This window comes from Edaphobacter sp. 12200R-103 (assembly GCF_010093025.1).
Taxonomy (GTDB): domain Bacteria; phylum Acidobacteriota; class Terriglobia; order Terriglobales; family Acidobacteriaceae; genus Edaphobacter.
The window spans coordinates 479,295-504,927 of the sequence record NZ_CP048114.1; the positions used below are offsets into that span (position 1 = coordinate 479,295).

Below are 25,633 nucleotides of genomic sequence, written 5' to 3' on the forward strand. Positions count from 1 at the left end.
TATGGAAGCCGGGGCCCGGTTCTGCCCGCACTGCGGCGCGCAGATGACGGCACCAGCGACGCCGCCTCCGACGTATTCGAACTATGGCGCGCCGAATAGATATGGCATGATGGCGACCGGCCCTCGTGTGCAGAGACATCTGCAGACGCTGGGAACGCTATGGTGCGTGTATGGAGCGTACCGCGTCATCACCGGGCTGATCGGCTTCTTCTTTGTGCGCGCATTTACATGGCACAGGTTCGGGTACGACTGGCCATTCGGGGCCTGGGGGATTCACCATGGTCCGCCGTGGCCGTGGATGGCGTTTGTCCCCGGCATCATTGCGATTGCGGTGGTGATGGCAGCACTGGCGCTGTTTGCGGGTCTGAGCCTGCTGAACCGCAAGCCCTACGGCAGGGTGCTGGCCATCGTTCTGGCGGTGCTGGCATTGTTCAAGTTTCCTCTGGGAACGGCGTTGGGTATCTATACGTTGTGGGTGTTGGCGCCTGCGTCCTCGGCGATGGAATATGACGCCATGGGGGAGCGGGTTTGAAGGTTTAACCGCAGAAGACATCGCGATTCTGTCGCAGGCCGTCTAAGTGGGGTAGCAGAGTAAGTTGCGGGCCGGATGAGTTCGGCGGACCGGCCCGCTCCCATTTCCCACGTTATAAGGGCTCCCCGATGCCGAGAATCTTTCCCCAACTCATATTTTTGTTTTTTTGCGGCGGGTATGATGGCGCTGCACGCGGACACCTACAACTACTCCATCAGCGCAGGAGCGGCGACCTCGCTTGGGGGTGAGGAGCTTCAGAGTGGTACGGGCGGCTCCGAGTGCAGTGCCGGAGCCGGGCACGGTGGCGCTGTTGCTTACGGGGCTTGGCGCGATGGGTGGGCGCATCGTGCTTGGAAGGAGGCGGCTTAGCAGGGAAGTATGATGATTGCCCGGAGGGCTCAGTGGGAGATCTTTCTGTCCCTTTTCAATGCCTGCGGATCCTTTTGGGGAACCACGCCAGCTTAGCGTGATTCCCCGAAAGCTTCTGAGATAGGGTGCTCGCGGGTTTTATAGGCATTGCGTTCCTCGACTGTGAGGGAGAGGGGCAGGAGGCGGCCTTCTCTGCCGGAGTGGAAGGTGGTTTCGAGTACAGCCATGACGGCGATGGCGGATTCGGGTGAGACGGGCAGAGGGGTGCCGCTGCGGATGGCGTCCCGAATGCCAATGTAGTATCCGATCTGGTCGGCCGGTGGAACAGGAATCTCGGTGCGTTGGCCGTTGGCGCCATCGAAGAGAATACCTGGGTCATGGTCGTCGCCGAAGCCTGGAGTGCCGGGCAGAGTGATGCCTTCGACGAGCTGTCTTTCCTGTTGATCGATCCCGTATTTGGCCCAACTGGCGCGGGTGCCGTGGAGCAGGGTGCGGGGGATACCTCCGGAGGAGAGCAGGGTGGCGTTGAGAATAGCGCGCATGTGCGGATAGATGAGCTGGATGTTTGCCCAGTCGTCGGTCCTTCCACCGGGGCGTAGGGTGGCGAAGCTCGCGAGGACGGCGTCAGGGAGGCCGAAGAGATGCAGGGTCAGGTCGATGAGATGGGGACCCAGATCGAACCACAGGCCCGCGCCGGGGCCGGGGTCTTCGCGCCAGCGCTGACGGACCAGCGGGCGGAAGCGGTCCATGTGAGCCTCGAAGTGCGTGATCTGCCCGAGCGCGCCGGACTGGATGACGGATTTGGCGGCGAGGATGTCGCTGTCCCAGCGACGGTTCTGAAAAACAGAGAGAAGGCGGTTCTGTTGCTGTGCGAGTGAGACCAGATTGCGCGCTTCGGCGAGATCGAGGGTGAAGGGCTTGTCTACGACGACGTGCTTGCCTGCCTTGATAGCTGCTTCGGCCAGAGGAAAGTGACTGTCGTTGGGGCTGGCGATGACGATGAGATCTAGATCGGGATGGACCGCTGTCTCCATGGGAGGGAGGATCTGGACTCCTGGGAGATCAGCGAGGACACGTTCAGGCCGGCTGGAGCCTACGATGGCGAGTTCGAGCCCGGAAGTGGCGCGAAGCAGGGGAGCGTGGAAGGTCTTGCCAGCGTAGCCGTACCCGATGAGGCCGACGCGGATGGGGGCCTGGAGATGGTCTGTCATTTGTTTTAAGGGTAGCAGGCAGCTGGAGGGCGAGTCTTAATCAGCGAAAGAATCAACATGAGGAAACAATCAGCGCGGAGCGGCGTCGTTGTTGTTCTCTCCCTTCTTTGGAGGATGTGCCGCGAACCAGCTCTTTTGCTGCTCGACAAGATCTTTTGCCTGTTGGCGCACGTCGTCGAGAGATTCAAGAGCGATCTTGCGGGAGACGCTATAGGCTTCGTTGTCGGCCGGGGTTCGGATCGCGGTTCCCCAGCGGTCGGTGGCTTCGATCAGCCTGGGGAGGGCCTTACGGATGTCGCGATGGCGTTCGCTGTAGTCGTCGAGGTTATCTTCAAGCTCGTTGGCGAGGGAGGTGAACTGCTCCATCAGGTCGTGAGTATCCTGCTCGCGGCCTGGGCGGCGCGGCTTTGCGTAGAGAGCTTCGAGCGCCTTGATGCGGGTGTCGATGAGTTTGATGAAGACCATCACGCGGTCGTTGGCCACATAGGCGGCATCGCGCAATTGCTCGATCTCGCCTTCGGACAAGGTGGCCTCGCTGTGTTGTGCGGAGGCGATGGGGGCAAGGGGAAGGAGCACGGCGAGAGAGAGCGCAAGGAGTGTGCAAAGGCGTCGCATAGGGGTATTCCGGTTTTTTCAGGTGAATCGTGGTCATAAACGCCTGAATTTCTGTATTCCGTCCCTGGATCGCATTGGAGACTACGGAAAAAATACAGAGATTCTTCGCTGCGCGCAGATGACGACTGCCTGGGATGCCGATTTTTGCGCTCGGGATGACGACTTTTTTTGATGACTAACTTTTCTTAACGACCGCGCTCGTCTTAACGGCTGCGGTCATGTGTGAGTGGATCAGTGACTGAAGACCTGCGTCAAGAGCTCGGTTTGAACCTGATTCAACTGTTTCAGCGTCGCCTGAACGGAAGGCTGGTCTTCGGAGGAAGCGATGTGGAGATATTGATTGAGCTTGAAGGTGGTGTCGTGCATCAGCTTTTCGGCGTTCTTGAGCCGCTTGGCGTCACGGCTGATGCTGGAGCGTATGAGTTGAGCGTATTTTGTAACCTTCTGCAGGGTTGCTAGAGCGCTGTCGGGGTCGCCGCTGCGCATCTGGCGTCCGGCGAGGTCCGTCATGGCCGAGACGAGCTCGGTGTACATAAAACACTGGTCGCGAGGATTGGCCTGTTCTGCCCTTTGTTCAAGCTGCAGAAGCTGCTGCTCGTCAATGGTCGCAACTTTATCGGCTGCCCGGGACGGGAGACTGGTAGATAGGAGAAAGAGAAGCAAAAACAGAGACCGTAGGATAACCCGCATAACCCACCTCTTTCGAGAGGCGTCTGGCTTCAATATTCCATGGAGTCGACGTCAGTTCCTTGTCGTAACCATTTTCTATCTCATGTGCTCCAGAGCGGCCAGCCGGTGTTTTGCCTCCCATTCTTCGTCTGGAAACTGGCCCTTTGCCGCCGCGAGGAACTGTTTGTACAGATCAGATGCTTCTTTGACCTGGTGAAGTTTGTCGTGCGCCGTCGCCGCCAAAAAAAGAGTGGACGTCGAAGGTGGCAGAACTTTAGCACGAAGCTCGAGCGCCTGCAACACGGTGGCCGGATCGTTGTTATTGGCGGCGGCGAAGGCGAGGTGGCTGGCGGCTACGCCGTATGTCTCAGGAGTGGGAAATGCTTTGGGATCGGCGATGGCGCGCTTGAGGAGGGGTTCGGCATCGGCGGCGCGGTGCATGCGGATGAGGGTGTCGGCCTGGTCATCAAGCAGGGTGGGGTCATTGGGCGAGGCTGCCGAAAGTGCAACGTAGAGAGGAAGGGCCTTTTCGTACTGGCTATTGCGAACGTAGAGCCGGGCAAGCAGCCGGGAGATGGCGGGATCCTGCGGGTGGGCGGCGTGAAGCGTCTCGACGAGTGGAACCGCTTTATCTGGCTTATTTTCCATCTCGTAGAGGCTGGCGAGCTGGGCGGTGAGCGTGGGATCGTCGGGATTTTTCGCAAGAGCGGAGATCAGAAGGGGTTCGGCTTGGTCCGGTTTCTTCTGTGCGATCAAAAGGTGGACAAGGGCTGCGGTCGCGTCAGGGTCATTGGGATTGGAGGCCAGAAGACGGCGAAAGGCGGTCTCGGCACCGACGGGGTCGCCATTGGCTTCGGCCAGCTCGCCGGCCAGGAGGGTATCTTCGGGGGTCTCCGGGGTGAGCTTGAGGGCTGCGAGAAGTTCTTCGCTGGCGCCGGAGGGGTTGGAAGCCTGGTCGAGCCGGGCCATTGCGCGGTAGGCGCGTCCACGGAGGGCTGCGTCGCCGTTGGGAATGGCAGCAGCGGCGGCCAGCTCGGCGTGTGCCTGCTGGGCCTTGCCGGAGCGGGCGAGCAGAAGGCCGAGAGCGAGGTGTGGTTCAAGGAGATTTGGTCCAGCGTCGATAGCTTTGCGGTAGCTGGCCTCAGCCTCGGTGGGCTGGTTGAGAGCATCCTGGGCAGAGCCGAGGTTGTAGAGGACCTGGGCGTCTTTGGGATTTTTCTCTGCCAGGGTGGAGAGGAGCTTTGCGGCTGTGGCGTAGTCCTGCCGGCTGAGGGCGTCGGCGGCTTGCGCGCGAAGAGGGTCCTGCTGCGGGGCCTCGGTGACGTCGCGGGTTCCGGCGGGGAGCTGGGCATGGGCAAGGATAGGGCAGAGGCCGGCGGCAAGGGCCATCAGCGGGAGAAACCTCTGCCAGCGATGAGCACGATAATGAGGAATGATGGATTGCATGTATGGCCCTTCCTGCCCGCCCGTACGCAGAATGATTGGAAACAGGGCGTTTGGTTTCGGACGGTTTGATCCGGTCTCCTATTTCCCAGTTTAAATGGAAGAGGCTCGGATTCGGGGAGAACGGGCGGATTCGCCTTCAGGTTTGTTTAAGTAGAAGCTGGAAAGATGGCAGGGAGGACGTGTCGTGCGGCTACTACTGATTGAAGACGAGCAGCGTCTTGCGGACAACATTGCAGCCGCTCTGCGTGAGTCCGGCTTTGCCGTGGATCATGCGGCAGATGGCGAGGCGGGGTCGCATCTGGCCGAGCAGGATATCTACGATGTAGTCATTCTGGATCTGATGCTACCTGTGAAGAGTGGGCAGGCTGTTCTGCGGGATCTGCGGCTGAGAAAGCTGCGTACGCCGGTACTGATCTTGACTGCGCAGGAGGGGAAGGAATCTGTCGTGGAGCTGCTGAATAACGGAGCCGACGATTACCTGGCAAAGCCGTTTGACCTGGGGGAGTTGATTGCGCGGGTGAAGGCGCTGATCCGGCGGTCGAAGGGGGTAGCGTCGTCGGTGCTGCGGGTTGGAGGTGTCGAGGTGGATACGGTACGGCAGGTGGTAACGCGGCACGGCACGGAGATCGATCTGTCGCCGACGGAGTTTCGGATCCTGGAATACCTGGCGCATAAGCCGAAGGCGATTGTGTCGAAGCAGGAGCTGCTGGAACATCTGTACGACTATGATTGGGAGCACCACTCGAACGTGATCGAAGCGCATGTTTCTAATCTGCGCAGGAAGCTGAGTCTGGCAGACACGGAATCGTTGATCGAGACGCTTCGGCATCGTGGATACAGGCTGAGGGAGAGTACGTTCTGATGCCGGGAAGAGCTTCCATCACCAGACGCCTGATAACGGCAGTGCTGCTGCTGGAGGTGCTGGCTGCGATTGCACTGATTGGAGCGGCGACAGTCCACGAGCGGAAGGTGCAGTACGAGGCGTTCGACGCAAATCTGCGAAGCCATGCGAGCGCCATCTTTGGGGCGGTGCAGGATGCGGACGACGTTGGCGACAATGTGCAGCTGGAGCTGCGCGGTCTGAAGATTCCCAAACGAGCGATCTACCGGGTCACGGACCAGCGAGAAACCGTGCTAGGGGCGACAGGAACTGTGCCTTTTTTGCATCCGAAGCCGGACGGCTTTGAGAACGCAGATGTCGATGGTCGATCGTACCGATTCTTTGTCCTGAATGCAGACCGGATCATCGATCCGGGCGTGAACGGCGGCATCGAACGCCCGGTGAGAGTTGTCTTCGGGCTTCCTGATGGACATGTGTGGCATGAGGTGCTGGGGGCGGTCCGCTTCTTCGTGATTGCGACGCTACTGCTTCTGAGCCTTACGACGGTGCTGATGATATGGCTGATCAGGAGGCTGCTGATGCCAATTCATGAGCTGGCGAGCAGAGCGGAGGCGCTGAGCGCATTGCACTGGCAGTTTGAGGCCCCTATAAGCGCGAAACAATATACAGAGCTGCGCCCGCTTGCGACAGCAATTGAGAGGACCATTGCCCGGCTGCAGCATGCCTTTGAGCAGCAGAAGCGGTTTACGAGTGATGCTGCACATGAGCTGAAGACGGATTTGGCAATTGTGAAATCTTCGCTGCAACTGCTGTCGATGAAGAGGCGCACGACAGAGGATTATGAGCGCGGAGTGGCGCTGGCGCTGGATGACTTTACACGCCTGGAGCAGACAGTGCAGAAGATGCTGACCCTGAGCAGGCTGGAGCAGCCCCAGGAAGCCAGAGGACAGACGTGCAGGATGGATGCTGTCATGCTGGAGGCAGTCCGGCAGAGCAGCCCCTTCGCGGAGCTGAACAACGTCCACGTGATTTCCGAACTCGCTGCAGCTACCGTGCCCCTGGATAGCAGGGATGCGATGTTGCTGTGCTCGAACGTGCTGCTGAATGCACTGCAACACAGCCGCGAAGGCGGGTGTGTCGAGGTGCGTTCGGCGGTTCTGGACGGAAACGCAATGGTGACGGTACGGGATTATGGAGAGGGGATCCGTGAAGACGAGCGGGAGAGGGTGTTTCTGCCGTTCTACAGAGGCGATCCTTCGCGCGCGCGTAAGAGCGGTGGGACGGGTCTCGGACTCTCGATCTGTAAAGCCATCTGCGACCGCGTCGGCGGAAGGATAGAGATCGCCGACCATGTCGGGGGTGGAGCGCTGGTAAAGATCCTGTTGCCTGCTCTCGGAGCGCAGGGTCAGCCCAATGCTGCGGTCTTGTCATCGTTGCATCTGGGATGAGGGGGATCAGGACTCCGGAAAATTCAGGAGAGCTTAAGGTCGTGCCCCTACGCTGTTGCAATGGCGAACCGATGCTGGGCCATTGTGGTGAAACTTTCTCTGGTGCTGCTTTCGGCCACAACATGCAAAGTAACGGCCTGGGGGCAGCAGCCGGGGACTCCTGAGCATGTCTCGCTGGCGAATGCGATCCAACGTGCGGAGGCGAATGAGCCGGTATTCGCGTCGGCGGTGGCGGCGCAACGTTTTACCAGGATCGACAGCTATCTGGCGAAGGCGGCGCTGCTGCCTTCGGTGACGTACCACAACCAGATGCTGTACACGCAACCGAACGGACAGACGAACCAGGGCGGACAGGTCGGTGTACAGTCTTCGCCGGTCTTTATCGCGAATAACTCGATTCATGAGTACACCAGCCAGGCCTCGGTCGACGAGAGGATCAGCCTGAGCCAGATTGCAGGCGCACAAGTCGCGTCGGCCAATGCCGCAGTCGCTTCGGCGGAGCTGGAGGTGGCTCGGAGAGGGCTTGTTGCGGCAGTGGTGAACCTCTACTACACGGTGTCTGCTGCGGAGAGCAGGCAGAAGCTTCTAGAAGAGGGGCTTGCGGAAGCGCGCAATTTTACAGAGATGACAACAAAGCGCGAGGCGGCGCGCGAGGTGGCTCATGCAGATGTGGTCAAGGCAACGTTGCAGCAACAGCAGCGACAGCGGGACTTGTTGGATGCGACGATAGGCGCCCAGAGGGCGCGGCTGGAGCTGGCGGTGTTGCTGTTTCCGGACCCGCGGATGCACTACGCACCAGATGCGCCGACCGGCCAGCCGGCACTCCCAACGCGCGATGAGGTGAACCGAATGGCATCCGCGAACAATCCTGAGATCCGTAGCGCTCTGGCTACGGTGAATGCAGCGAACGCAGGCGTGAGATCGGCCAAGGCGGCATATCTTCCGGATGTGGCGCTCAATGTCACCTACGGTATCGATGCTCCTCAGTTCGCGAAGCGTGGACCGGACGAGGTGCGGAATCTTGGCTACTCGATCAGTGGAACGGTTGATGTGCCGGTATGGAACTGGTTCTCGACGCAGAAGAGGATTCGGCAGAGTGAGATTCTGCGTGATGCTGCAAAGGTGAATCTGACGGCAGCGCAACGGAGACTGGTTGCCACGCTAGAGGAGAGTTATGCCGAAGCCGCAGCGGCGCGGGACCAGCTGGTGTTGCTGGAGAAGAGCGTGCAGACGGCGGAAGAGAGTATGCGGCTGACGAAGCTGCGTTACACAGCAGGTGAATCGACCGCGCTGGAGGTGGTCGATGCACAGAACTCCCTGCTTACGGCACAGACGTCGCAGGTCGATGGACTGGTTCGCTATGAGACGGCATGGGCTGCACTTCAGCTTCTGACAGGAAACCTTTAAATGAGATCTGCCATGAGGAGAGAGCTAAACGTGGTTAGGCGTGGGTTGATGCTGGGAGCGTTGGCGTGCGTGGTTGTTCTGCAGGCATGTAGAAAGGCATCGGATGATGCGCCGCAGCCACTGGTCAGGGTACAGGCAGAACGCCCGGAGGTGGGTGAGATCTCTGAACATGTTTTGGCTGACGCCACGCTGGCGCCGCTTGCCCAGGCGGCGATTTCTCCGAAGATTACAGCTCCGGTAAAGGCGTTTTATGTGCAACGTGGGTCGAAGGTGAAGGCCGGACAGTTGCTGGCGGTTCTCGAAAATCGTGACCTGGCCGCACAGGCGTTGGATAACAAGGGACAATTTACGGCGGCGGAAGCAAGCTATGCGATGCAGACGCAGGCACAGGTTCCTGAAGATTATGCCAAGGCGGAGCTGGATGTAGCGCAGGCAAAGGCGCAGTTGCACCTGCAGCAGGAGATTGCAGCGTCGCGCAAGAAGTTGTTTGAGCAAGGCGCGATTGCCGGAAGAGACTATGACACTGCCGTTGCAGCGGTCGCGCAGGCCCAGGCGGCCTACGATACAGCGAGCAATCATCTGCTGTCGTTGAAGAAAGTAAGCAGGGAAGCGACATTGCAGCTTGCACAGGGGCAGCTGGCATCGGCCCGAGGAAAGTACGAGGCAGCCGAAGCCCAGGTGGCGTACTCGGAGATTCGCAGTCCTATCGCCGGTGTCGTCACGGACAGGCCACTGTTTCCGGGTGAGACGGTGGCCTCAGGCTCGACGCTGATTACCGTGATGGATACCTCTGCGCTTTTGGCAAAAGTTCACCTGTCGCAGGCTATGGTGCAACGGCTTTCTATGGGAGACGAGGCGAAGGTGCTGGTGCCTGGTGCCGAAGAGCCTGTTGCCGGCAAGGTCGTGCTGATCAGTCCCGCACTGGACCCTGGCAGTACGACGGTCGAGGTCTGGCTGAAGGTGAATAACCGAGATGGAAGCTTGAAGGCGGGAACGCCAGTTCAGATTTCGATTGCGGGAAAAACGATCCCGAAGGCAGTCAAAGTTCCTTCCTCGTCGATCCTTACGGCGGAAGATGGCTCGAAGTCGGTGATGGTGGTGACTTCGGAAGGAATGGCGCACAGAGTCCATGTCGAGACGGGGATCAGCGATGGGGATGAGGTTCAGGTTACGCAGGGCCTGAACGGCAGCGAAGTCGTGATTACCGGCGGAGCATATGGACTGGATGAAGGGACGAAGGTAAAGATAGGCAAGCCAGAGGACGAAGGAGAAGAGAAGTGATGGATCGCTCGCATAGAGAAGAGAGCGAGAAGCCATTCTGGCTGGTGCGCTTCCGGGATCCGATCTTTTTCTTCCTTATTGTTCTTGCGGTGGTGGGGATCTATGCAGCACGGCAGGTTCCGATCTCTGTGTTTCCGGAGACAAACTTTCCGCGTGTCGTGATTGGCATCGATAACGGTGTGATGCCGGTTGAGCAGATGCAGGTCACGATTACCAAGCCCATTGAAGATGCAGTCAATTCGGTTCCAGGGCTGGCGACGGTGCGCTCGACGACAAGCCGCGGTTCGGCGGAGGTAAGTCTCTTCTTCGACTGGAACGCCGATATGTATCGGACGCTCCAATTGGTCGACGCTGCCCTGAGCAAGGTGCGGCAGACGCTGCCTGCGACCGCCGTCATTACGACGAACCGTCTGACCTTTGCGACGTTTCCGATTCTGGGGTACAGCCTGACTTCGGATCGTCTGTCGCAGACACAGCTTTGGGAACTGGCGACCTATCAGTTGAAGCCTCCGATCAATCGGGTGCCGGGGGTGAGTATTGTGACGGTGCAGGGCGGGAAGGTCCCGGAGTTCCACATCGTTCCGAACCTGGCGAAGATGCAGACCGCGGGTATTACCGTGATGGATCTGGTCAACGCGGTTCAGGCATCGAACATCATTGATTCGCCCGGCCTATACGAAGCGAACCATCAGCTGATTCTTGGGCTGGTAGGATCGCAGGCGCATGACGCCGATGAATTGGGGCAGCTTGTTGTCAAAACGACCGCAGGGGGAACGCCAGTCCGCATTGCAGACGTAGCGGCGATCAAGCCGGGGGTGCAGCCGGTCTACACGACCGTAACAGCGGACAAGAAGCTGGCGGTGTTGCTGAACATTGCGCGGCAACCTTCGAGCAATACGGTTGCGGTCGCCGATGCGGTTTCGGCGGAGATGAAGCGGCTGGAAAAGACATTGCCACCAGGGGTGGAGCTTAAGCCGTATTACGATCAGTCGGAGCTTGTTCGCGAGAGCATTCGAAGCGTGCGGGATGCAATTCTGATAGGGCTTTTTCTTGCATGCGTTATCCTGTTTCTCTTTTTGCGAGACTGGACCTCATCCCTCGTTGCCGGCCTTGTCATTCCCATTACGGTTGCGATCACCATCGTTTTCCTCTGGATGATCGGCGAGAGCTTCAACCTGATGACGCTGGGTGGACTGGCGGCGGCGATCGGTCTGGTCATCGACGATGCGATCGTGGTGGTCGAAAATATTGTGCTCCATCGCGATCATGGAGAATCGCGTGCAGAGGCAGCGCGTTTGGCACTAAAGGAGATCCTAGCGCCGCTGGTGGGTTCTACCATTACGCCGGTGGTAGTGTTTCTCCCCCTGATCTCGGTGACGGGAGTGACGGGGAGCTTCTTCCGGGCGCTTGCCGTTACGATGACAGCGGCGTTGCTGACGTCGCTGATGCTTGCGCTGACGTGGACACCTGCGCTGAGCCTTGTGCTGCTTCGTGAAGGGAAAGATGGTCCAGCGGAGCGCGAAGAGCATGGCCGGATGATGACGAAGATATTTTCATGGCATAAGAAGACTCTTTCGTGGGCCCTTGCACATCCGTTGATGCTGTTCGGTCTTTGCGGCGTCCTGGTGGCTGGCACGTATGTTGGGTATCAGTCGCTTGGATCGGACCTGCTGCCGGAGATGGACGAAGGAGGCTTTGTCCTGGACTACATCATGCCGGCGGGTAGCTCACTGACCGAGACAAATCGAGTGCTGGAACATGTGGACAGGATTCTCCATTCGATACCCGAGGTGGAGAGCACGTCACGCCGCACCGGGCTGCAGATGGGATTGGCCGCAGTGACCGAGGCCAATACAGGCGACTTTACGGTTAAGTTGAAGGATAAGAGAGAGCGCGGGATCGACGAGGTGATTGCCGATGTTCGCGCGCAAATCGGAAAGACCGAACCTGAGCTGGATATTGAAATTGTCCAGGTGCTGCAGGACATGATCAACGATCTTTCAAACGCGCCGGAGCCTATCCAAATCAAGCTGTTTGCAAGTGACCCTGCACTGCTTTCCGCGCTTGCACCGCGTGTGGGCGATGCAATCAGCAAGATTCCAGGGGTGGTGAGCGTCGAGAATGGCATTGAAAACACTATCAGCGGGCCAGCGACAAACTTTCAGGTCGATCCAATTGTTGCGGGCCGGATGGGCTTTACCACGCAAGAGGTGGCTGAAGATGCCACTTCCATTCTGGATGGTGTGACCCCGACTGATCCGCTGATTGCGAACGGTCGACCATACACGATTCGCGTGCGGCTGGGAGATGAGACGAGGAGATCGTTGGATACGATTGAAAATACCGTGTTCAACAGTGCGACGGGAAGGCTGGCGACGCTTGGAGCACTTGCCCAGATCACGCATCTACCTCCGCAGAATCAGATCCGCCGTGAAAACCTGCAGCGACTGGTTGTAGTCACAGCGCAGCTACAGGGCTCGGATCTGGGAAGCGCCATTTCCAGAGTGCAGGGCACGGTGAACGCGATGCATCTGCCGCCAAGCATCCGAGTAGAGTATGGCGGGACCTATCAGGAGCAACAGCGATCTTTCCGGCAACTGCTGCAGGTGTTGGTGATCTCCATGGCATTGGTATTTGGGGTACTGCTGGCTGAGTTTCGTAATTTCTCAGCACCTATTGCGATTCTTACGTCGTCGGTGCTCTCGGTGGCAGGTGTAGTATTTGCTCTTCTGGCGACAGGAATATCGTTCAATGTCGCCTCATTTATGGGCCTGATCATGGTGGTCGGGATCGTGGCCAAAAACGGAATTCTGCTGCTGGATGCGGACGAACGATACCGCAAGGAAGGAGTGTCGGCCCGTGAGGCGATGCTTCATGCTGCACAGCGCCGCTTGCGGCCGATTCTGATGACTGCTACAGCGGCAATATGCGGCATGATTCCGCTGGCATTTGCATTGGGAGCAGGATCACAGATGCTGCAGCCTCTGGCGGTGGCAGTGATTGGTGGTCTGGTTGTCTCCATGGTGTTGAGCCTGATTGTTACGCCGGTCGTGTACTACTTATTGACCTCGCGTCAGCACGTTAATGAGTCGGAGGAGTTCTCTACGGTATCTCACAACTGAACGTGCATCGCACACTGGGAGGCGTGCGTGGGTTTCTCATCTTTTGGACTTTGAAAGCTTTCTTCTTACGGGCCTCTGCGTCTGAGCGATGCTCTCGTGCATCAGGGCTTCCTGCTGCCTGGCCTGCTCGCGAATGAGGAGAGCGGTTGCGTCTTTGAGATGATCGGCCATCAACTTTGCGGCCTCTTCACCATCACGTTTTTCGATGGCGCGCATGATGGGCTTGTGGAACGAAAGCGTGTGTTCAAGCTCGACAAGCTGCGAGGTGACAAGGATCATCTTTGCCATCGCCCGGTGAATGGTCTGAAAGAGACTGCTCGCGGTGCGGTTTTTGGAGGCCTGAAAGATTGCACGATGAAAAAGCAGATCGGAGGAGACCAGTTTCAGCTTGTCGTTCGAGCTAGATTCCAGGTCTTTGATGGATTTGCGTAGCAGGGCAATATCGTCGGCGGTGGATCGCTGTGCTGCAAAACGAGCGAGTCCAGGTTCGACCAGCAGCCGCAACTCTGTCAGTTCTTCTACAGAGGTGTCGTCGAGAAGAAACAAAAACTCCATTGGCACAGCGAGCACGGCGGAGGTATCCGTGTTGAGATAGCTTCCATCGCCTACCTTCTGGGTGATGACGCCCATGATCTCGAGAACCTTGAGCGCCTGTCGCAAGGAAGAGCGGGCGACATTGAAGTGGGCCGCAAGCTCGCGTTCGGGTGGAAGCCTGGCGCCTTGGGTGAGGATTCCTTCTCGCAACATCTCCTGGAAACGGAGGATGAGAAGCCGAGTAACGCTGTCCTTGTTGGCCGAATTAAGCGTTTCTGCCAGTTCCAGATCCGAGGGCCTGCCAACGGTACGTCGCATATTCGCAATGTTGCGCGACAACAGAGTGCTCGTCAACTGATGATGCTTCGCCTTTGCTTTTCTGATAGCGGTTTTGAGAGAAGGCGTCTTTAGAGATTTTGCAATTCCGCGAGAAAGATACTTGACAACGATTTTTCAAAGGTAGTACCTTTCGCGGCGATTCAAAAAGACACATAGCGAGGGGGTGAAAATCCCCGGGAGGCCTTTGAGATGGCTTGCGTCATAAATAAGATCCGTTCGCAATTCCTGTGGTTCTGTGTCCTCGTGCTCCTGATCTCAGGGGGAGCGATGGCGCAAGTCGAGCAGGGCCGATTCGTCGGACATATTCAGGATCCAACGGGCGCTGCCGTTGCAGGCGCCGCCGTGGAGGCGACCAATCTGGCCACGAACATCGTTCAGCGTGCACAGAGCAATGGAGGCGGTGATTTTGTGATCACGCCTGTGCTCGCGGGGAACTACGTTCTGACAGTTACCGCAACGGGATTTCAGAAGGCGACTACCAAGACGATTGAAGTACAGGTAGGCCAAATCGTACGACAGGACGTGACACTCCCTATTGGTACTGCCAATACAACGGTAGAAGTGACCTCCTCCGCGCCCTTGCTGGCTACGGATTCGGCGACCTCTGGACAGGTGATCAGCAACAGGCAGCTGACGGAGCTTCCGGTGAACGGGCGCGGGTTCTACAGGCTGGCGCAGCTTACTCCGGGTGCGGCGCTTTTGCCTCCCACGGGAAATTCGCTGGCGATTCGTCCGGAGGTTGTGAATGGCAATGTGATCAGCGGCATACGAGGTTCAGCGACGTCTTTTCTGATGGATGGCGTGGATGTGAGTGAGCAGCACCAGGGCGGAACGTTTATACAGACCTCGATCGACGCTCTCCAGGAGTTTTCTGTGCAACAGAGCCCCTATTCTGCGGAGTACAACCGCGGTGGGGCGTTTTTCAACGCTACAACGAAGTCTGGTACAAACCGCTACCATGGCGTTTTGTTTGAGTTTCTGCGCAATGAGATCTTCGATGCGCGCAACTACTTCGCATTAAAGCGGCAGATATTGAAGAGAAATCAGTTTGGCGGCAACATTGGAGGACCGCTTTCTATCCCGAGGCTCTACGACGGCAAAGACCGCACCTTCTTTTTCTTCAACTTTGAGGCGCAGCGGCTGCGGACCGGACTGGTAAACAACATCATTGTGCCTTCGGCGAAACAGCGTGCCGGTGACTTTTCAGAGTTGTCGCGCACGATCTACGACCGCAGCAATCTTGTGAACGGGGTGCCGCAGCCTTTTCCGGGCAACATCATTCCGGCCAGCCGACTCTCTCCGCAAGCCCTTGCGATTCTGAAATATATTCCGCAGCAGAATACCTCGACAGGAACATTCGCAAGCGCGCCGTCACAGGCGATCGACTGGAACCAGTATGTGGTGCGTCTTGATCATCAGATCACCCCCAAGCACAGGCTGTTTGCGCGCTGGGTTTACGTACAGCAGAAGGAGGTCGATCCAAATGCATCTCCCCTGCTGGGCCAAGCGAATCTCACCTCGTGGGGACAGGATATTGCCGTTGGTGTGATCTCGAACGTAGGCAACACGATGGTCAATGAGGTGCGGGCGCACTTTCTTCCGAGTCACGTGCGGCTGCTGGCATTTCTGCAGGGACCTGATTGGAACAGCCGCTTTGGGGTAGCCGGCTTCAGCGACCTGCTTCGCACGGGAGTTGGCGGGGCGTTTCCGGATTACGCGTGGAGCGGATATACCTCCATTCAGGGTTCGGGTTTCGACCAGCGTCCGAAGTCTCAGGACCGCAAGGCGTTTGAGGGAACGGACAACTTCACCATTCTGAAGGGAAGACAGGCGATCAAGTTCGGCGTGCTGTTTCGCTACTACCAGTGGTTGGGATATGACAGCGGAAACTTTGCAGGCGGCTTCACCTTCAACGGCAATGCCACTGGAAACAACAGTACCAACGGCGACGCCTACGCAGATTTTCTGCTGGGATATCCATCTGCAGTCGCCCGTTCTTATCCGGCCGCTAATTTTGGCGGGGAAGGGCTCTATAAGCAGTTCTTTGTCCAGGACGATTATCGTGTCACCGATCGCCTGACCCTCAACATGGGCCTTCGTTATGAATACTCGCCGTGGTTGGATGGATATAAGGGACAGGTCGGAACGTTCGATCCAACACAGGCGAAGCCGATCATTGTTTCGGGATCGGGGCCTGTTCCGGATCTGACAGCGCAGCCTGCGGCTCCGTCTGCGTATCAGTATTTCGGGAAATACATCCAGACGAGCAGCGAGGCACATCTTCCGCTCAACCTGACTTACCCGGACAAGCTGCAGTTTGCACCCCGCGTGGGACTGTCCTATGCGATGGATTCAAAGACGGTTCTTCGAGCGGGTTTTGGAATGTTTTATGAGCCGGAGGGGACAAGCGGCCGCGTCAATCTGAACATCCTGCCGTATCGATTGGCAGAGACGATCAATCAGACCCAGAATGTCACTCCGACGCGCACACTCGAGAACTACTTTCTTGGGTCGGCGCTGGGATCTGCAACTTCCACGCCGTCTCTCGCGCCGACGCGCGTGCACCTGCGGATGGGGCGGAACCTTCATTACAGCATGAATATTCAGCATCAATTTTCAGAACACGATGTGTTGGAAATCGGCTACGTAGGGAACCGTGGCCTACATTTGAGCAGCTCGAACGATGCGAATGTACCGCTGACACCTGGGCCAGGAGCCATCCAGGCGCGCCGTCCCTATCCGCTATGGAGCGGCATTACTTATCAGACCCAGGATATGTCGAACAAATATCATTCGTTGCAGGCGAAGCTGGAGCACCGTTTCAGCTACGGCTTCAGCGCTTTGGTGGCCTACACGTGGTCCAAGGTGATGCAGTATAACCAGGCGTCTGCACTCGGTGGAAATACAGCATATGAGTATGCGCGCGCTCCGTTTGACGTGCCGCAGAACTTTGCGTTCAGTGGAAGCTATCAGCTTCCAGTCGGTCGAAATCGCAAGTACCTGAACAACACCAATAGCTTCGTCAATGCAGTCATCGGTGGATGGCAGGCACAGACGATTCTGGTGGTGAGGAGCGGAACGCCTTATACGCCGGTAGTTTCCTCTGACCGTGCCAATACGGGCGTTGGTTCGCAGCGTCCCAATATAAACCCGGCAGGCTGCACTGCAGGCTTTGAGCGGACCCTGAAGACCTGGTTTGATAAGAGCTGCTATAAGGTCGCGGATGTCTATACCTACGGACAGGTGAGAGCGAATACTTTACGCGCGGGCACTTATAACCAGTTCGATGGCTCTGTCTTCAAGAACTTTGCCATGCCCCACGAGAGCACGCTTTCCTTCCGTGCCGAGTTCTTTAATTTCCCCAATACAGTTTCCTTCAACGCTCCGAATGCTACGGTGGATGCGAATGCCGGAGGGCAGGTAACCAGCACGTCCAATACGCAGCGTTCGATTCAGTTCGCGGTCAAATATAACTTCTAACGATTCGAGGATAGTTGCTTGCATAAGATGACTACGACCAAGGGATATTTGCTGGGCACGGTGCTGATGGCCGCGGTTCAGGTGGCGCAGGCGCAGGGGGTAATTCCTCCGGCTCCCGCTGCTTCGACGGAGTCGCCAGCGACGATTACGGTCAACTTTTCCGACAAGGTGGGGCCTTATAAACCGATCTATAGCTGGTTTGGCTATGATGAGGCAAACTACACGACGATGCGGAATGGAAAGGCTCTGCTGCGAGAGCTGCATGATCTGAGCCCAGTACCGGTCCACATACGGGCTCATCATCTCCTGACTTCTGGAGATGGGAAGGCGGAGCTCAAGTTCAGCTCGACCAATGTGTATCGCGAGGATGCATCTGGTAAGCCGATCTACGATTTTACGATTCTCGATGGAATCTTTGACGAGTACAAGGCAGCAGGGGTTCGACCGATGGTGGAGTTCGGATTTATGCCAAAAGACCTTGCTGCTGATCTACCAGATCGGAAAGTGCCTTACCAGGTGCATTATCCGAAGAGCACGATCAGCGGGGCGTCGAATAATCCTCCGAAGGACTATAAGAAGTGGGGAGATCTGATTCGCGCCGTCACAGCGCACCTGGTGGAACGTTATGGCCGAGATGTGGTATCGCAGTGGTATTTCGAAGTGTGGAATGAGCCGGATATCAACTACTGGCATTCGACGGCTGAAGACTATTGGAAGCTGTATGACTATGCGGCAGCGAATGTAAAGGCTGCACTGCCGACAGCGCGGGTTGGCGGCCCGGCAACAACGAGTCCTTCCAACCAGAAAGCCTATAACTACCTAAAGGGATTTCTGGATCATGTACAGAGTGGTAAGAGCCTGGCCGATGGCAAGGCAATCCCGCTGGATTTCATCTCGTTTCATGCAAAAGGCAGGCCAACCATTATCGACACACGTGTGACAATGGGCATCAAGCATGAGCTGGACGATGCCGATCGGGGATTCTTCCTCATTTCGCAGTATCCGAAGTATCGCAATCTTCCGATCATCATCAGCGAGGCAGATCCTGAAGGATGCGCAGCCTGTTCATCGCGCGTAAATCCGGCAAACAACTATCGCAATGGAACCTTGTATCCTGCCTACACCGCGACAGCGTTTAAGGCCTTGTTCGACCTGCAGGATCGACACAAGGTCAATCTGATCTCGATGCTCAGCTGGTCCTTTGAGTTTGAAGATAAAGACTATTTCGAGGGGTTTCGGTCGCTTTCAACGAATGGCATCAGTAAGCCCGTCCTGAATCTATTCCGAATGCTGGGATTGATGAGTGGAACCCGTGTGGCCACCCGAAGCGATGAAGGTGTTCCGTTGGATACGCTGTTATCCACTGGCGTTCGAGATAAGGCCGATGTCGATGCCCTGGCCACAGTTGATGTCCACAAGGCTGCGGTTCTTCTGTGGAACTACCACGATGCCGATAAGACAGCCGCGGCCACGCCGACAACGATTGAACTTACGGGGCTGCCTGCCAGCGCAACACGTGTGCTTATCGAACATTTCCGCATCGATGACACGCATAGCAATGCCTACACGGTATGGAAGGCGATGGGTTCGCCGCAGCAGCCGACGACAGAGCAATATGAACAACTGAAGGCACAGGCAGGACTACAGCTGCTGACCTCGCCAGCCTGGATGGACGTTACCGGTGGAAAGTTGACGCTGAAGACGGAACTGCCGCGGCAAGGCATCTCGCTCGTGAAAATTACATGGTGAAGGGAACAGAACGAGCGTGAAGAATCGCAGATGGTATTTCGTGGTGATGGTGGCGGTAGCTATTGCTATCAGCTACTTTGACCGGCAGACGCTTCCGGTGGCGATCGCTGCCATCCAACGAAATATTCCTCTTTCGAATGAGCAATTCTCGTATCTGCAGACGGCATTTCTGCTTGCCTACGCCGCCATGTACGTTCTTGGCGGACGCTTGCTGGATGCACTGGGCACGCGGAAGGGCTTTCTGCTGATTATGTTGTGGTGGTCGCTGGCGTGTGCGATGCATGCTCTCGCGACGGGCTTTATGGTGCTGCTAGTGGGGCGCCTGTTGTTAGGCGGAGGTGAGGGCGGGGCCTTTCCGGCAGCCACGCGTGTGGTTGCGGAATGGATTGAGCCGAACGAACGTTCGACAGCGATGGGCGTGATCAATGCGGGGACAGCCATCGGGTCGGTGCTTGCACCGCCGATCATCGGATTTGTGCTGATTCAAAGTGGGTGGAGGGCAGTCTTCGTGATAGCGGGGACATTTGGCCTCGCCTGGGTTGTGTGGTGGGCGATCAGTTATCGCTCAAATATGATGACGCTGTCATCGAACACGATCGATGCCCGTGCAATTGGGGCCAATATTGGTTGGCGTCATGTCGTTTCCATGCGGCGCGTTCAGGTATTTGTCTTTGCGAAGTTCATGTCCGATGCCGCGTGGTATTTTCTGCTCTTCTGGCTGCCAAAGTATCTGTATGATGTGCGGGGGTTTGATATTAAACAGGTCAGTTATTATGCCTGGATTCCTTATGCTGCCTCTGGAGTCGGCAGCTTTCTGGGCGGCTGGCTGTCGTCGAGACTGATCAGGAAAGGTCGCTCTATCGATTTTTCACGCAAGCTGGTTCTGGGTCTTTGTGCCCTGGGAATGCCGGTCGTCATGCTGGTCTCTGTCACGCCTGTCCAGGTGGCTCTACTGCTGTTCAGCATCGCCTTCTTCTGCCAGCAGGCCTGGTCGGGACTGATTATGACTTTGCCTGCCGACGTGTTTCCACTCACGATTGTAGGAACGGTTGCGGGCATGATCGGCTTCGGTGGGGCGATTGGCGGAGCAATCTTTGGCCTGATCGCCGGATACATGCTGGGTCACGGCTTTACCTATGCGACCCTGTTCTTTTTCGTCGGGATATTCCATCTTATAGGCTTCCTCGCCATTCTTCTGTTTGCTGGCAGGATTCAACCGCTAAGCGCCATTGAACTTCAACGCATAGAGAGCGCCGTATGAAAATCACTGAAGTCCGTACACGCGTCGTCCAGTGGGAGGGCGACACAGTCCCTTTGCCTCCTCACTTTTGCACCAATCCGATGGACCTGGTCGCATTTCGAGAGGCCTCGATGGGGAACTTTGCTTTTCATAACTGGCTGTTGGTAGAGATCTTTACAGATAACGGCCTGATTGGGTTAGGCAATGCTGCACTCTCACCCATGGTGACGAAACAGCTTATCGATATTTACCTCAAGCCACTTCTTGTGGGAGCTGACCCATGGGACGTGGAATATCTATGGCAGCAGATGTATAGGCGAACACTGGCCTTTGGCCGCAAGGGTGTTGCGCTTACTGCTATCTCAGCTGTTGACATTGCGTTATGGGATCTGATGGGCAAAGCCGCGAAGCAGCCTGTGTTTCGATTGCTGGGTGGACGTACGAAAGAGAACATTCCCGTATATGCAAGCAGACTGTATGCGATGCCGATTCCTGAGCTTCGTGCGGAGGCACAGAAGTATAAAAATGAAGGCTACAGGATGATGAAGCTGCGTTTCGGCTGGGGTCCGCTGGATGGAGCGGCCGGTATGCAGAAGAATGTGGAACTGGTGCGCAACGTCCGCGAGGTGATTGGGTATGACATCGACCTGATGACCGACGCATATATGGGATGGACCCTGGATTATGCCAAGCGAATGTTGCCATTGCTGGAGCCGTTCCATCTTCGTTGGCTTGAGGAGCCTGTCATCCCCGATGACACCCGCGGATATAAGGAATTGAAGAGCTATGGTCGAGTTCCGATTGCAGGAGGAGAGCATGAGTTCACCATCTTCGGGTTCCGCGAGCTACTGGAAAACAATGCTCTGGATGTAATCCAGTTCGACACGAACCGTGTGGGCGGAATCAGCCAGGCACGCAAGATTGCAGCGATGGCCGAGGCCTTCCAGATACCGGTGACTCCGCACGCGGGACAAATGCATAACTACCACATTGTGATGGCCAGTCTGAACTCGCCGATTGCGGAGTTCTTCCCGCAGGTCGATGTAGAGGTGGGCAATGAGCTGTTCTGGTATATCTTCGACGGCGAGCCGGTGCCTACGAATGGAGCAATCAACCTTGACGATCATCTCCCCGGTCTGGGACTGACTGTGAACGAGGAATCGCTGAAGCGGTTCCACATCGTGGAATAGGAGCTGGAGTAATGCGACTTGTGCAGCTTGCAAACGGGAATCTCCGCAGTGTTGCCATGGTGGAAGAGCCTCATCTTGTCCTTTTGAACGAAGTCACTTCTATCTATCAGCTCGCCCAGCGTGCTCTTGCACAAAAGATGAATCTGACGAAGCTGGCTCAGTCCCTGGCGACGGGTGACACGATCTCGTATGACGATGTCTATGCGCGGAACTCGCCTATGACCCTGCTTGTGCCGATCGATGTTCCCGGCGCACCGCAGATGACTCTGGTATCGGGAACGGGACTGACGCATCTGGGCAGTGCTCGGGAGCGTCAGGCCATGCATGCCGAAACAATGAAGAAGTCCGACGCAGAGATGACCGATAGTATGCGCATGTTCGAATGGGGTCGGGAGAAGGGAAGGCCCTGTGCAGAAGAGATAGGCATTGCACCGGAGTGGTTCTATAAGGGCGACGGTTCGATTCTTCGCGGTCCTTTTGCGCCTCTGAACGTTCCCGGATATGCGGAAGATGGAGGGGAAGAAGCTGAGATGGCAGCTATCTATGTCGTCGATTCAGCGGGTGAGCCACACAGGATCGGCTTCTGCATTGGGAACGAGTTTTCGGATCATGTCTTTGAGCGAAAGAACTATCTCAATCTCGCGGGTTCAAAACTGCGTGTATGTTCGCTTGGTCCCGAACTCGTGATCGACGAGAAGTTTGACGATGTTCCAGGGCGAGTCCGCATTCTGCGCAAAGATGCGGTTTTATGGGAAAAGAAGATCTGCACTGGCGAAAAAAACATGTGCCATTCTCTGGCGAATCTGGAGCATCACCATTTTAAATTTGAGGGGCATCGGCAGCCGGGAATGGTTCATGTGCACTTCCTGGGAGCCGATGCGCTTTCGTTTGGGGAAGGCATTCGGCTGAGTGAGGGTGACGTGACAGAAGTAAGTTTTGAGAGGTTTGGCAGATCGCTGATTAACAAGATTGTGATAGACAAACCGATAACGTCACCCGTTGGTGTAAAGGCAATGGTGTAGGAGCTTAAAGAATGTCGAAACAACAGAAAGTAGCGCTTCTCGGTACCGGAACAATGGGCATTGGCATGGCGAAGAATCTGCTGAAGGCGGGGTTTGCGCTCACGGTGTACAACCGTACGCGGAGTAGGGCGGAGCCTCTTGCAGCCGAGGGAGCCGTGATTGCCAACACGCCGGCCGAGGCCGCCCGTGCGGCTGATGTTGTTATCTCGATCCTGGCCGATGACTCTGCCTCTCGGGCCGCATGGCTGGGCGACGACGGCGCGTTGGCTGCGATGTCCGCAGGAAGTACTGCCGTCGAGTGCGGTACGGTTTCACCAGAGTGGATTGCTGAACTGGAAAGAGAGACCAAAAGCAAGGGAGTTGCTCTAGTGGAAGCTCCTGTTACGGGGAGCCGTCCGCAGGCGGAAGCCGGCCAGCTTACTTTTCTTTGTGGCGCAGATGGATCCGCCCTGGAAGAAGTTCGCCCGGTGCTGCAGCCTATGAGCAAAGCGATCATTCATTTCGGGCCAGTGGGCAGTGGGGGGCAAGTTAAGCTCATCAATAATTTTTTATGCGGCGTTCAGGCGGCATCGTTCGCCGAGGCGGTTGCCTGGGTAGAGCGAACCGGGTTGAACCGCCAGCAGGCGCTCGATTTTCTGAAGAGTGGTGCGGCAGGCAGCGGAATTCTAACGGCGATGACCGATCGAATGATCGCAAGAACCTATGAAGTCAACTTCCTTCTTCGCTTGCTGAAGAAGGACCTCCGCTATGCACAAGCTGCGGCGGCAGATTACGGAGTTACGCTGACAACCGCGGCAACAACGGAACAGCTATTTGATAAAGCTGAACGCCGGGGGCTAGGTGAAAAAGATATGTCGGCAGTCGTTGAGGTGCTTCGCGAGCCAAAACAATAGATCAGAAGCAGCAAGAGGGGGACGTATGCGATATTGGATGATCGTGGGAGCAGTTGCGTGTGCAATACTCTCGCCTTGGCAATTGTGGGGGCAGTCACCACTGCCGTTTCGTAATACGAGTCTCCCGACGGAAGACCGCATCACGGACTTGATAGGCCGCCTTACGCTGGAGGAAAAGGCGCAGCAGCTCAATCATACAAACAAGGGATTACCGCGTCTTGAGCTTCCGGCGTGGGGAGGATGGAACCAGACCCTGCACGGAGTATGGTCGAAAGAGCCTACCACGCTATTTCCGATACCTACAGCGATGGGCGCCACATGGGATCCTGAACTCATCCATCACGTCGCCGACGCAATGAGCGATGAAGCGCGTGCGCTATACAACGCCAAGGCAGAAGGTCCGCGGACAACCCATGGCCTTGTCTTCCGATCTCCGGTGATCAATATCAGTCGTGACCCGCGATGGGGTCGTATTCAAGAGGTGTTCAGCGAGGACCCCTACCTTACAGGCCGCATGGCAGTGGCCTACGTGCGTGGACTGCAGGGGGATGACATCAACCACCTGAAGGTAGCGGCGACTGTAAAGCACTTTGCGGTAAACAATGTTGAAACAGGACGTCAGCATCTTTCTGCGACGGTGGACGAACGAAATCTATTTGAATACTGGCTGCCACATTGGCGGGACGCCATTATGGAGGGACATGCGCAGTCGGTCATGTCCAGCTATAACGCGATCAATGGCGTTCCGGATGCGGTGAACCACTATCTCCTTACAGATATTCTTCGGGGCAAGTGGCACTTTGACGGTTTCGTTACGGATGATCTGGGTGCAGTGCAGTTATTGACAACGACGCGCCGCACGGAAGTAGGACAGCGTTTCAGTGAAGACCCGGTTTATGCCGCAGCCATGGCGATCAAGGCTGGAAACGATTCCGACGATCCTGAGTTCGAGCAGAATCTTCCACTCGCGGTAAAACGAGGATTCCTTACGGAGAAGGAAGTAGACCGGTCTCTACGGAATGTTCTTCGTGTGGGCTTTCGGCTAGGAGCATTCGATCCTCCAGGGAACAGTCCCTACTCCAAAATTGGCATGGACGTTGTGCGCTCTCCGCAGCATCTGAAACTGTCAGAGACGTTAGCGGCCGAGTCGATGACATTGTTGTCGAACCGCCAGAACTTTTTGCCTCTCGACGGCGCCAAGCTGAAGTCTGTAGCGGTGATCGGTCCCGCAGGCGGGGATGATTATGAGACAGGAAACTACTACGGAAAACCCTTCCGCAAGGTGAGTGTGACCCAGGGTTTGAAATCTCTATTGGGAGAGAAGGTGGCCGTCTCGTATGAGAAGGGAACCGGCTATATTGAACCTTCTGACCCAAAGGCCATCGACCGTGCAGTAGAGCTGGCGCGCAAAAGCGATGTTGTCGTCCTCTGTCTGGGGACAAACTTACGCGTGGAGGCCGAGGGGCGTGACCGGAGGAACCTCGATCTTCCGGGAGCGCAGGAACAACTGCTTGAAGCAGTGTATGCGGCGAACCCAAAGACGGTGCTTGTGCTGGAGAACGCGGGACCGCTGGCTGTGACCTGGGCGCAGGACCATGTCCCCGCAATCCTGGAAGCCTGGTATCCGGGCGAGGATGCAGGAGATACGATAGCGCAGACGTTATTTGGATTGAATAACCCGAGTGGTCATCTGCCCTACACGGTCTATCAGAGTCTTGATGGCGTGCCACCGCAAAACGAGTATGACGTTAACAAGGGGTTCACCTATATGTACTTCAAAGGAATCCCGCTATATGCCTTTGGACATGGTCTTAGCTACACGAGGTTCGAATACAGCCATTTGAACATCTCGCGGTCCGGGACAGGTTCGCAGGCAAAGTTTACAGTCTCTTTCGACTTGAAGAACATCGGTGAGCGCGAAGGAGCAGAGGTTGTACAGCTCTATACGCATCAGCGCACCAGTGCCGTCTATCAGCCCATCATGAGTCTTCGTTCTTTTGAGCGCGTGAATCTGAAGTCGGGGGAGACAAAGCCCATAACGATTGAGGTCCCTCTCAGCCATCTGGCTTTCTACGACGTCAAGGTGCATGATTTCAGGGTTGAACCCGGAGTGTTCGATGTCTTAGTTGGCTCAGCTTCTGACGATATTCGTCTGCGCGGGATGTTGGAGGTCGGGCCGTCATCTATGACGGCAGTTCAGCGGAAGCCAGCTCAGAATGTAAGAGGGAAGTAGCCCGGAGGTACT

The 25,633-nt window shown here is 56.7% G+C and carries 19 protein-coding genes; 14 read left to right on the forward strand and 5 right to left on the reverse strand.

The window, feature by feature from the left end:
• Position 1: 1 nt before the first annotated feature.
• Positions 2-532, forward strand: coding sequence for a hypothetical protein (locus GWR55_RS02110; RefSeq protein WP_162400781.1), 531 nt, complete (start codon positions 2-4; stop codon positions 530-532).
• Positions 533-833: 301 nt separating this feature from the next.
• Positions 834-914 carry a hypothetical protein gene (locus GWR55_RS19545; RefSeq protein ID WP_370521429.1) on the forward strand — a complete coding sequence of 27 codons (81 nt, stop codon included), beginning with the start codon at positions 834-836 and terminating at the stop codon, positions 912-914.
• Positions 915-993: 79 nt separating this feature from the next.
• On the opposite strand, the gene GWR55_RS02120 is transcribed toward GWR55_RS19545, so the two are convergent.
• The 4 genes from GWR55_RS02120 to GWR55_RS02135 all read right to left on the reverse strand — a co-directional run bounded on the left by GWR55_RS02120 (position 994) and on the right by GWR55_RS02135 (position 4,842).
• Positions 994-2,112 carry an oxidoreductase gene (locus GWR55_RS02120; RefSeq protein ID WP_162400783.1) on the reverse strand — a complete coding sequence of 373 codons (1,119 nt, stop codon included), beginning with the start codon at positions 2,110-2,112 and terminating at the stop codon, positions 994-996.
• A 69-nt stretch (positions 2,113-2,181) separates the two neighbouring features.
• Positions 2,182-2,727, reverse strand: a complete 546-nt coding sequence (locus GWR55_RS02125) for a hypothetical protein (RefSeq protein WP_162400784.1) — start codon at positions 2,725-2,727, stop codon at positions 2,182-2,184.
• 231 nt (positions 2,728-2,958) lie between these two features.
• A complete protein-coding gene (locus tag GWR55_RS02130) occupies positions 2,959-3,390 on the reverse strand; it encodes a hypothetical protein (protein WP_162400785.1) in 432 nt (143 codons plus the stop codon).
• Between the two features lie 102 nt (positions 3,391-3,492).
• The gene (locus GWR55_RS02135; RefSeq protein ID WP_162400786.1) at positions 3,493-4,842 is read right to left on the reverse strand and encodes a tetratricopeptide repeat protein; all 1,350 of its coding nucleotides are present in this window, start codon (positions 4,840-4,842) and stop codon (positions 3,493-3,495) included.
• Positions 4,843-5,026: 184 nt separating this feature from the next.
• On the opposite strand from GWR55_RS02135, the gene GWR55_RS02140 reads away from it, so the two are divergent.
• Genes GWR55_RS02140 through GWR55_RS02160 form a run of 5 tightly spaced genes read left to right on the forward strand, consistent with a single transcriptional unit; the run spans position 5,027 to position 12,941 of the window.
• On the forward strand, positions 5,027-5,704 hold the full coding sequence (locus GWR55_RS02140) for a response regulator transcription factor (RefSeq protein WP_162400787.1): 678 nt from the start codon (positions 5,027-5,029) through the stop codon (positions 5,702-5,704).
• Positions 5,704-7,131, forward strand: a complete 1,428-nt coding sequence (locus GWR55_RS02145; protein WP_162400788.1) for a cell wall metabolism sensor histidine kinase WalK — start codon at positions 5,704-5,706, stop codon at positions 7,129-7,131. Before GWR55_RS02140 ends, GWR55_RS02145 begins: the two co-directional genes overlap by 1 nt.
• Before the next feature lie 60 nt (positions 7,132-7,191).
• A complete protein-coding gene (locus GWR55_RS02150; RefSeq protein ID WP_162400789.1) occupies positions 7,192-8,538 on the forward strand; it encodes a TolC family protein in 1,347 nt (448 codons plus the stop codon).
• Positions 8,539-8,568: 30 nt separating this feature from the next.
• Positions 8,569-9,819: an efflux RND transporter periplasmic adaptor subunit gene (locus GWR55_RS02155; RefSeq protein ID WP_238398584.1), complete on the forward strand. Its 1,251-nt coding sequence runs from the start codon at positions 8,569-8,571 to the stop codon at positions 9,817-9,819.
• Positions 9,819-12,941, forward strand: coding sequence for an efflux RND transporter permease subunit (locus GWR55_RS02160; RefSeq protein ID WP_162400790.1), 3,123 nt, complete (start codon positions 9,819-9,821; stop codon positions 12,939-12,941). The genes GWR55_RS02155 and GWR55_RS02160 overlap by 1 nt, the downstream gene beginning before the upstream one ends.
• A 36-nt stretch (positions 12,942-12,977) precedes the next feature.
• Here the strand turns inward: GWR55_RS02160 and GWR55_RS02165 are convergent, their stop codons facing one another.
• Positions 12,978-13,793: a FadR/GntR family transcriptional regulator gene (locus GWR55_RS02165; protein ID WP_162400791.1), complete on the reverse strand. Its 816-nt coding sequence runs from the start codon at positions 13,791-13,793 to the stop codon at positions 12,978-12,980.
• A gap of 288 nt (positions 13,794-14,081) precedes the next feature.
• Between GWR55_RS02165 and GWR55_RS02170 the strand changes: the two genes are divergently transcribed.
• The 7 genes from GWR55_RS02170 to GWR55_RS02200 are packed head-to-tail and all read left to right on the forward strand — an operon-like array spanning position 14,082 to position 25,621.
• Complete coding sequence (locus GWR55_RS02170) at positions 14,082-17,294, forward strand: carboxypeptidase-like regulatory domain-containing protein (RefSeq protein ID WP_238398585.1); 3,213 nt, start codon at positions 14,082-14,084, stop codon at positions 17,292-17,294.
• Between the two features lie 27 nt (positions 17,295-17,321).
• On the forward strand, positions 17,322-19,043 hold the full coding sequence (locus GWR55_RS02175; RefSeq protein WP_238398586.1) for a beta-xylosidase: 1,722 nt from the start codon (positions 17,322-17,324) through the stop codon (positions 19,041-19,043).
• 16 nt (positions 19,044-19,059) lie between these two features.
• Entirely contained in the window at positions 19,060-20,304 is a 1,245-nt protein-coding gene (locus GWR55_RS02180) for an MFS transporter (RefSeq protein ID WP_238398587.1), read from the forward strand.
• Positions 20,301-21,473 carry an L-rhamnonate dehydratase gene (locus tag GWR55_RS02185; protein ID WP_162400793.1) on the forward strand — a complete coding sequence of 391 codons (1,173 nt, stop codon included), beginning with the start codon at positions 20,301-20,303 and terminating at the stop codon, positions 21,471-21,473. Before GWR55_RS02180 ends, GWR55_RS02185 begins: the two co-directional genes overlap by 4 nt.
• A gap of 11 nt (positions 21,474-21,484) precedes the next feature.
• Positions 21,485-22,495 (forward strand): AraD1 family protein, encoded by a 1,011-nt coding sequence (gene araD1 / locus GWR55_RS02190; protein WP_162400794.1) that lies wholly within the window; start codon positions 21,485-21,487, stop codon positions 22,493-22,495.
• An 11-nt stretch (positions 22,496-22,506) separates the two neighbouring features.
• Positions 22,507-23,388, forward strand: a complete 882-nt coding sequence (locus GWR55_RS02195; protein ID WP_162400795.1) for an NAD(P)-dependent oxidoreductase — start codon at positions 22,507-22,509, stop codon at positions 23,386-23,388.
• Between the two features lie 25 nt (positions 23,389-23,413).
• Positions 23,414-25,621 (forward strand): glycoside hydrolase family 3 C-terminal domain-containing protein, encoded by a 2,208-nt coding sequence (locus tag GWR55_RS02200; protein ID WP_238398588.1) that lies wholly within the window; start codon positions 23,414-23,416, stop codon positions 25,619-25,621.
• Positions 25,622-25,633 lie beyond the last annotated feature (12 nt).

Excerpts from the sequence above, each read along its gene's own strand:
- GWR55_RS02125 (WP_162400784.1), bottom strand. The coding sequence starts at position 2,727 with ATGCGACGCCTTTGCACACTCCTTGCGCTCTCTCTCGCCGTGCTCCTT.
- GWR55_RS02200 (WP_238398588.1), top strand. The coding sequence starts at position 23,414 with ATGCGATATTGGATGATCGTGGGAGCAGTTGCGTGTGCAATACTCTCG.
- GWR55_RS02135 (WP_162400786.1), bottom strand. The coding sequence starts at position 4,842 with ATGCAATCCATCATTCCTCATTATCGTGCTCATCGCTGGCAGAGGTTT.
- GWR55_RS02185 (WP_162400793.1), top strand. The coding sequence starts at position 20,301 with ATGAAAATCACTGAAGTCCGTACACGCGTCGTCCAGTGGGAGGGCGAC.
- GWR55_RS02145 (WP_162400788.1), top strand. The coding sequence starts at position 5,704 with ATGCCGGGAAGAGCTTCCATCACCAGACGCCTGATAACGGCAGTGCTG.
- GWR55_RS02160 (WP_162400790.1), top strand. The coding sequence starts at position 9,819 with ATGGATCGCTCGCATAGAGAAGAGAGCGAGAAGCCATTCTGGCTGGTG.
- GWR55_RS02195 (WP_162400795.1), top strand. The coding sequence starts at position 22,507 with ATGTCGAAACAACAGAAAGTAGCGCTTCTCGGTACCGGAACAATGGGC.
- GWR55_RS02110 (WP_162400781.1), top strand. The coding sequence starts at position 2 with ATGGAAGCCGGGGCCCGGTTCTGCCCGCACTGCGGCGCGCAGATGACG.
- GWR55_RS02165 (WP_162400791.1), bottom strand. The coding sequence starts at position 13,793 with ATGCGACGTACCGTTGGCAGGCCCTCGGATCTGGAACTGGCAGAAACG.
- GWR55_RS02120 (WP_162400783.1), bottom strand. The coding sequence starts at position 2,112 with ATGACAGACCATCTCCAGGCCCCCATCCGCGTCGGCCTCATCGGGTAC.
- GWR55_RS02175 (WP_238398586.1), top strand. The coding sequence starts at position 17,322 with ATGACTACGACCAAGGGATATTTGCTGGGCACGGTGCTGATGGCCGCG.
- GWR55_RS02150 (WP_162400789.1), top strand. The coding sequence starts at position 7,192 with ATGGCGAACCGATGCTGGGCCATTGTGGTGAAACTTTCTCTGGTGCTG.
- araD1 (WP_162400794.1), top strand. The coding sequence starts at position 21,485 with ATGCGACTTGTGCAGCTTGCAAACGGGAATCTCCGCAGTGTTGCCATG.
- GWR55_RS02170 (WP_238398585.1), top strand. The coding sequence starts at position 14,082 with ATGGCGCAAGTCGAGCAGGGCCGATTCGTCGGACATATTCAGGATCCA.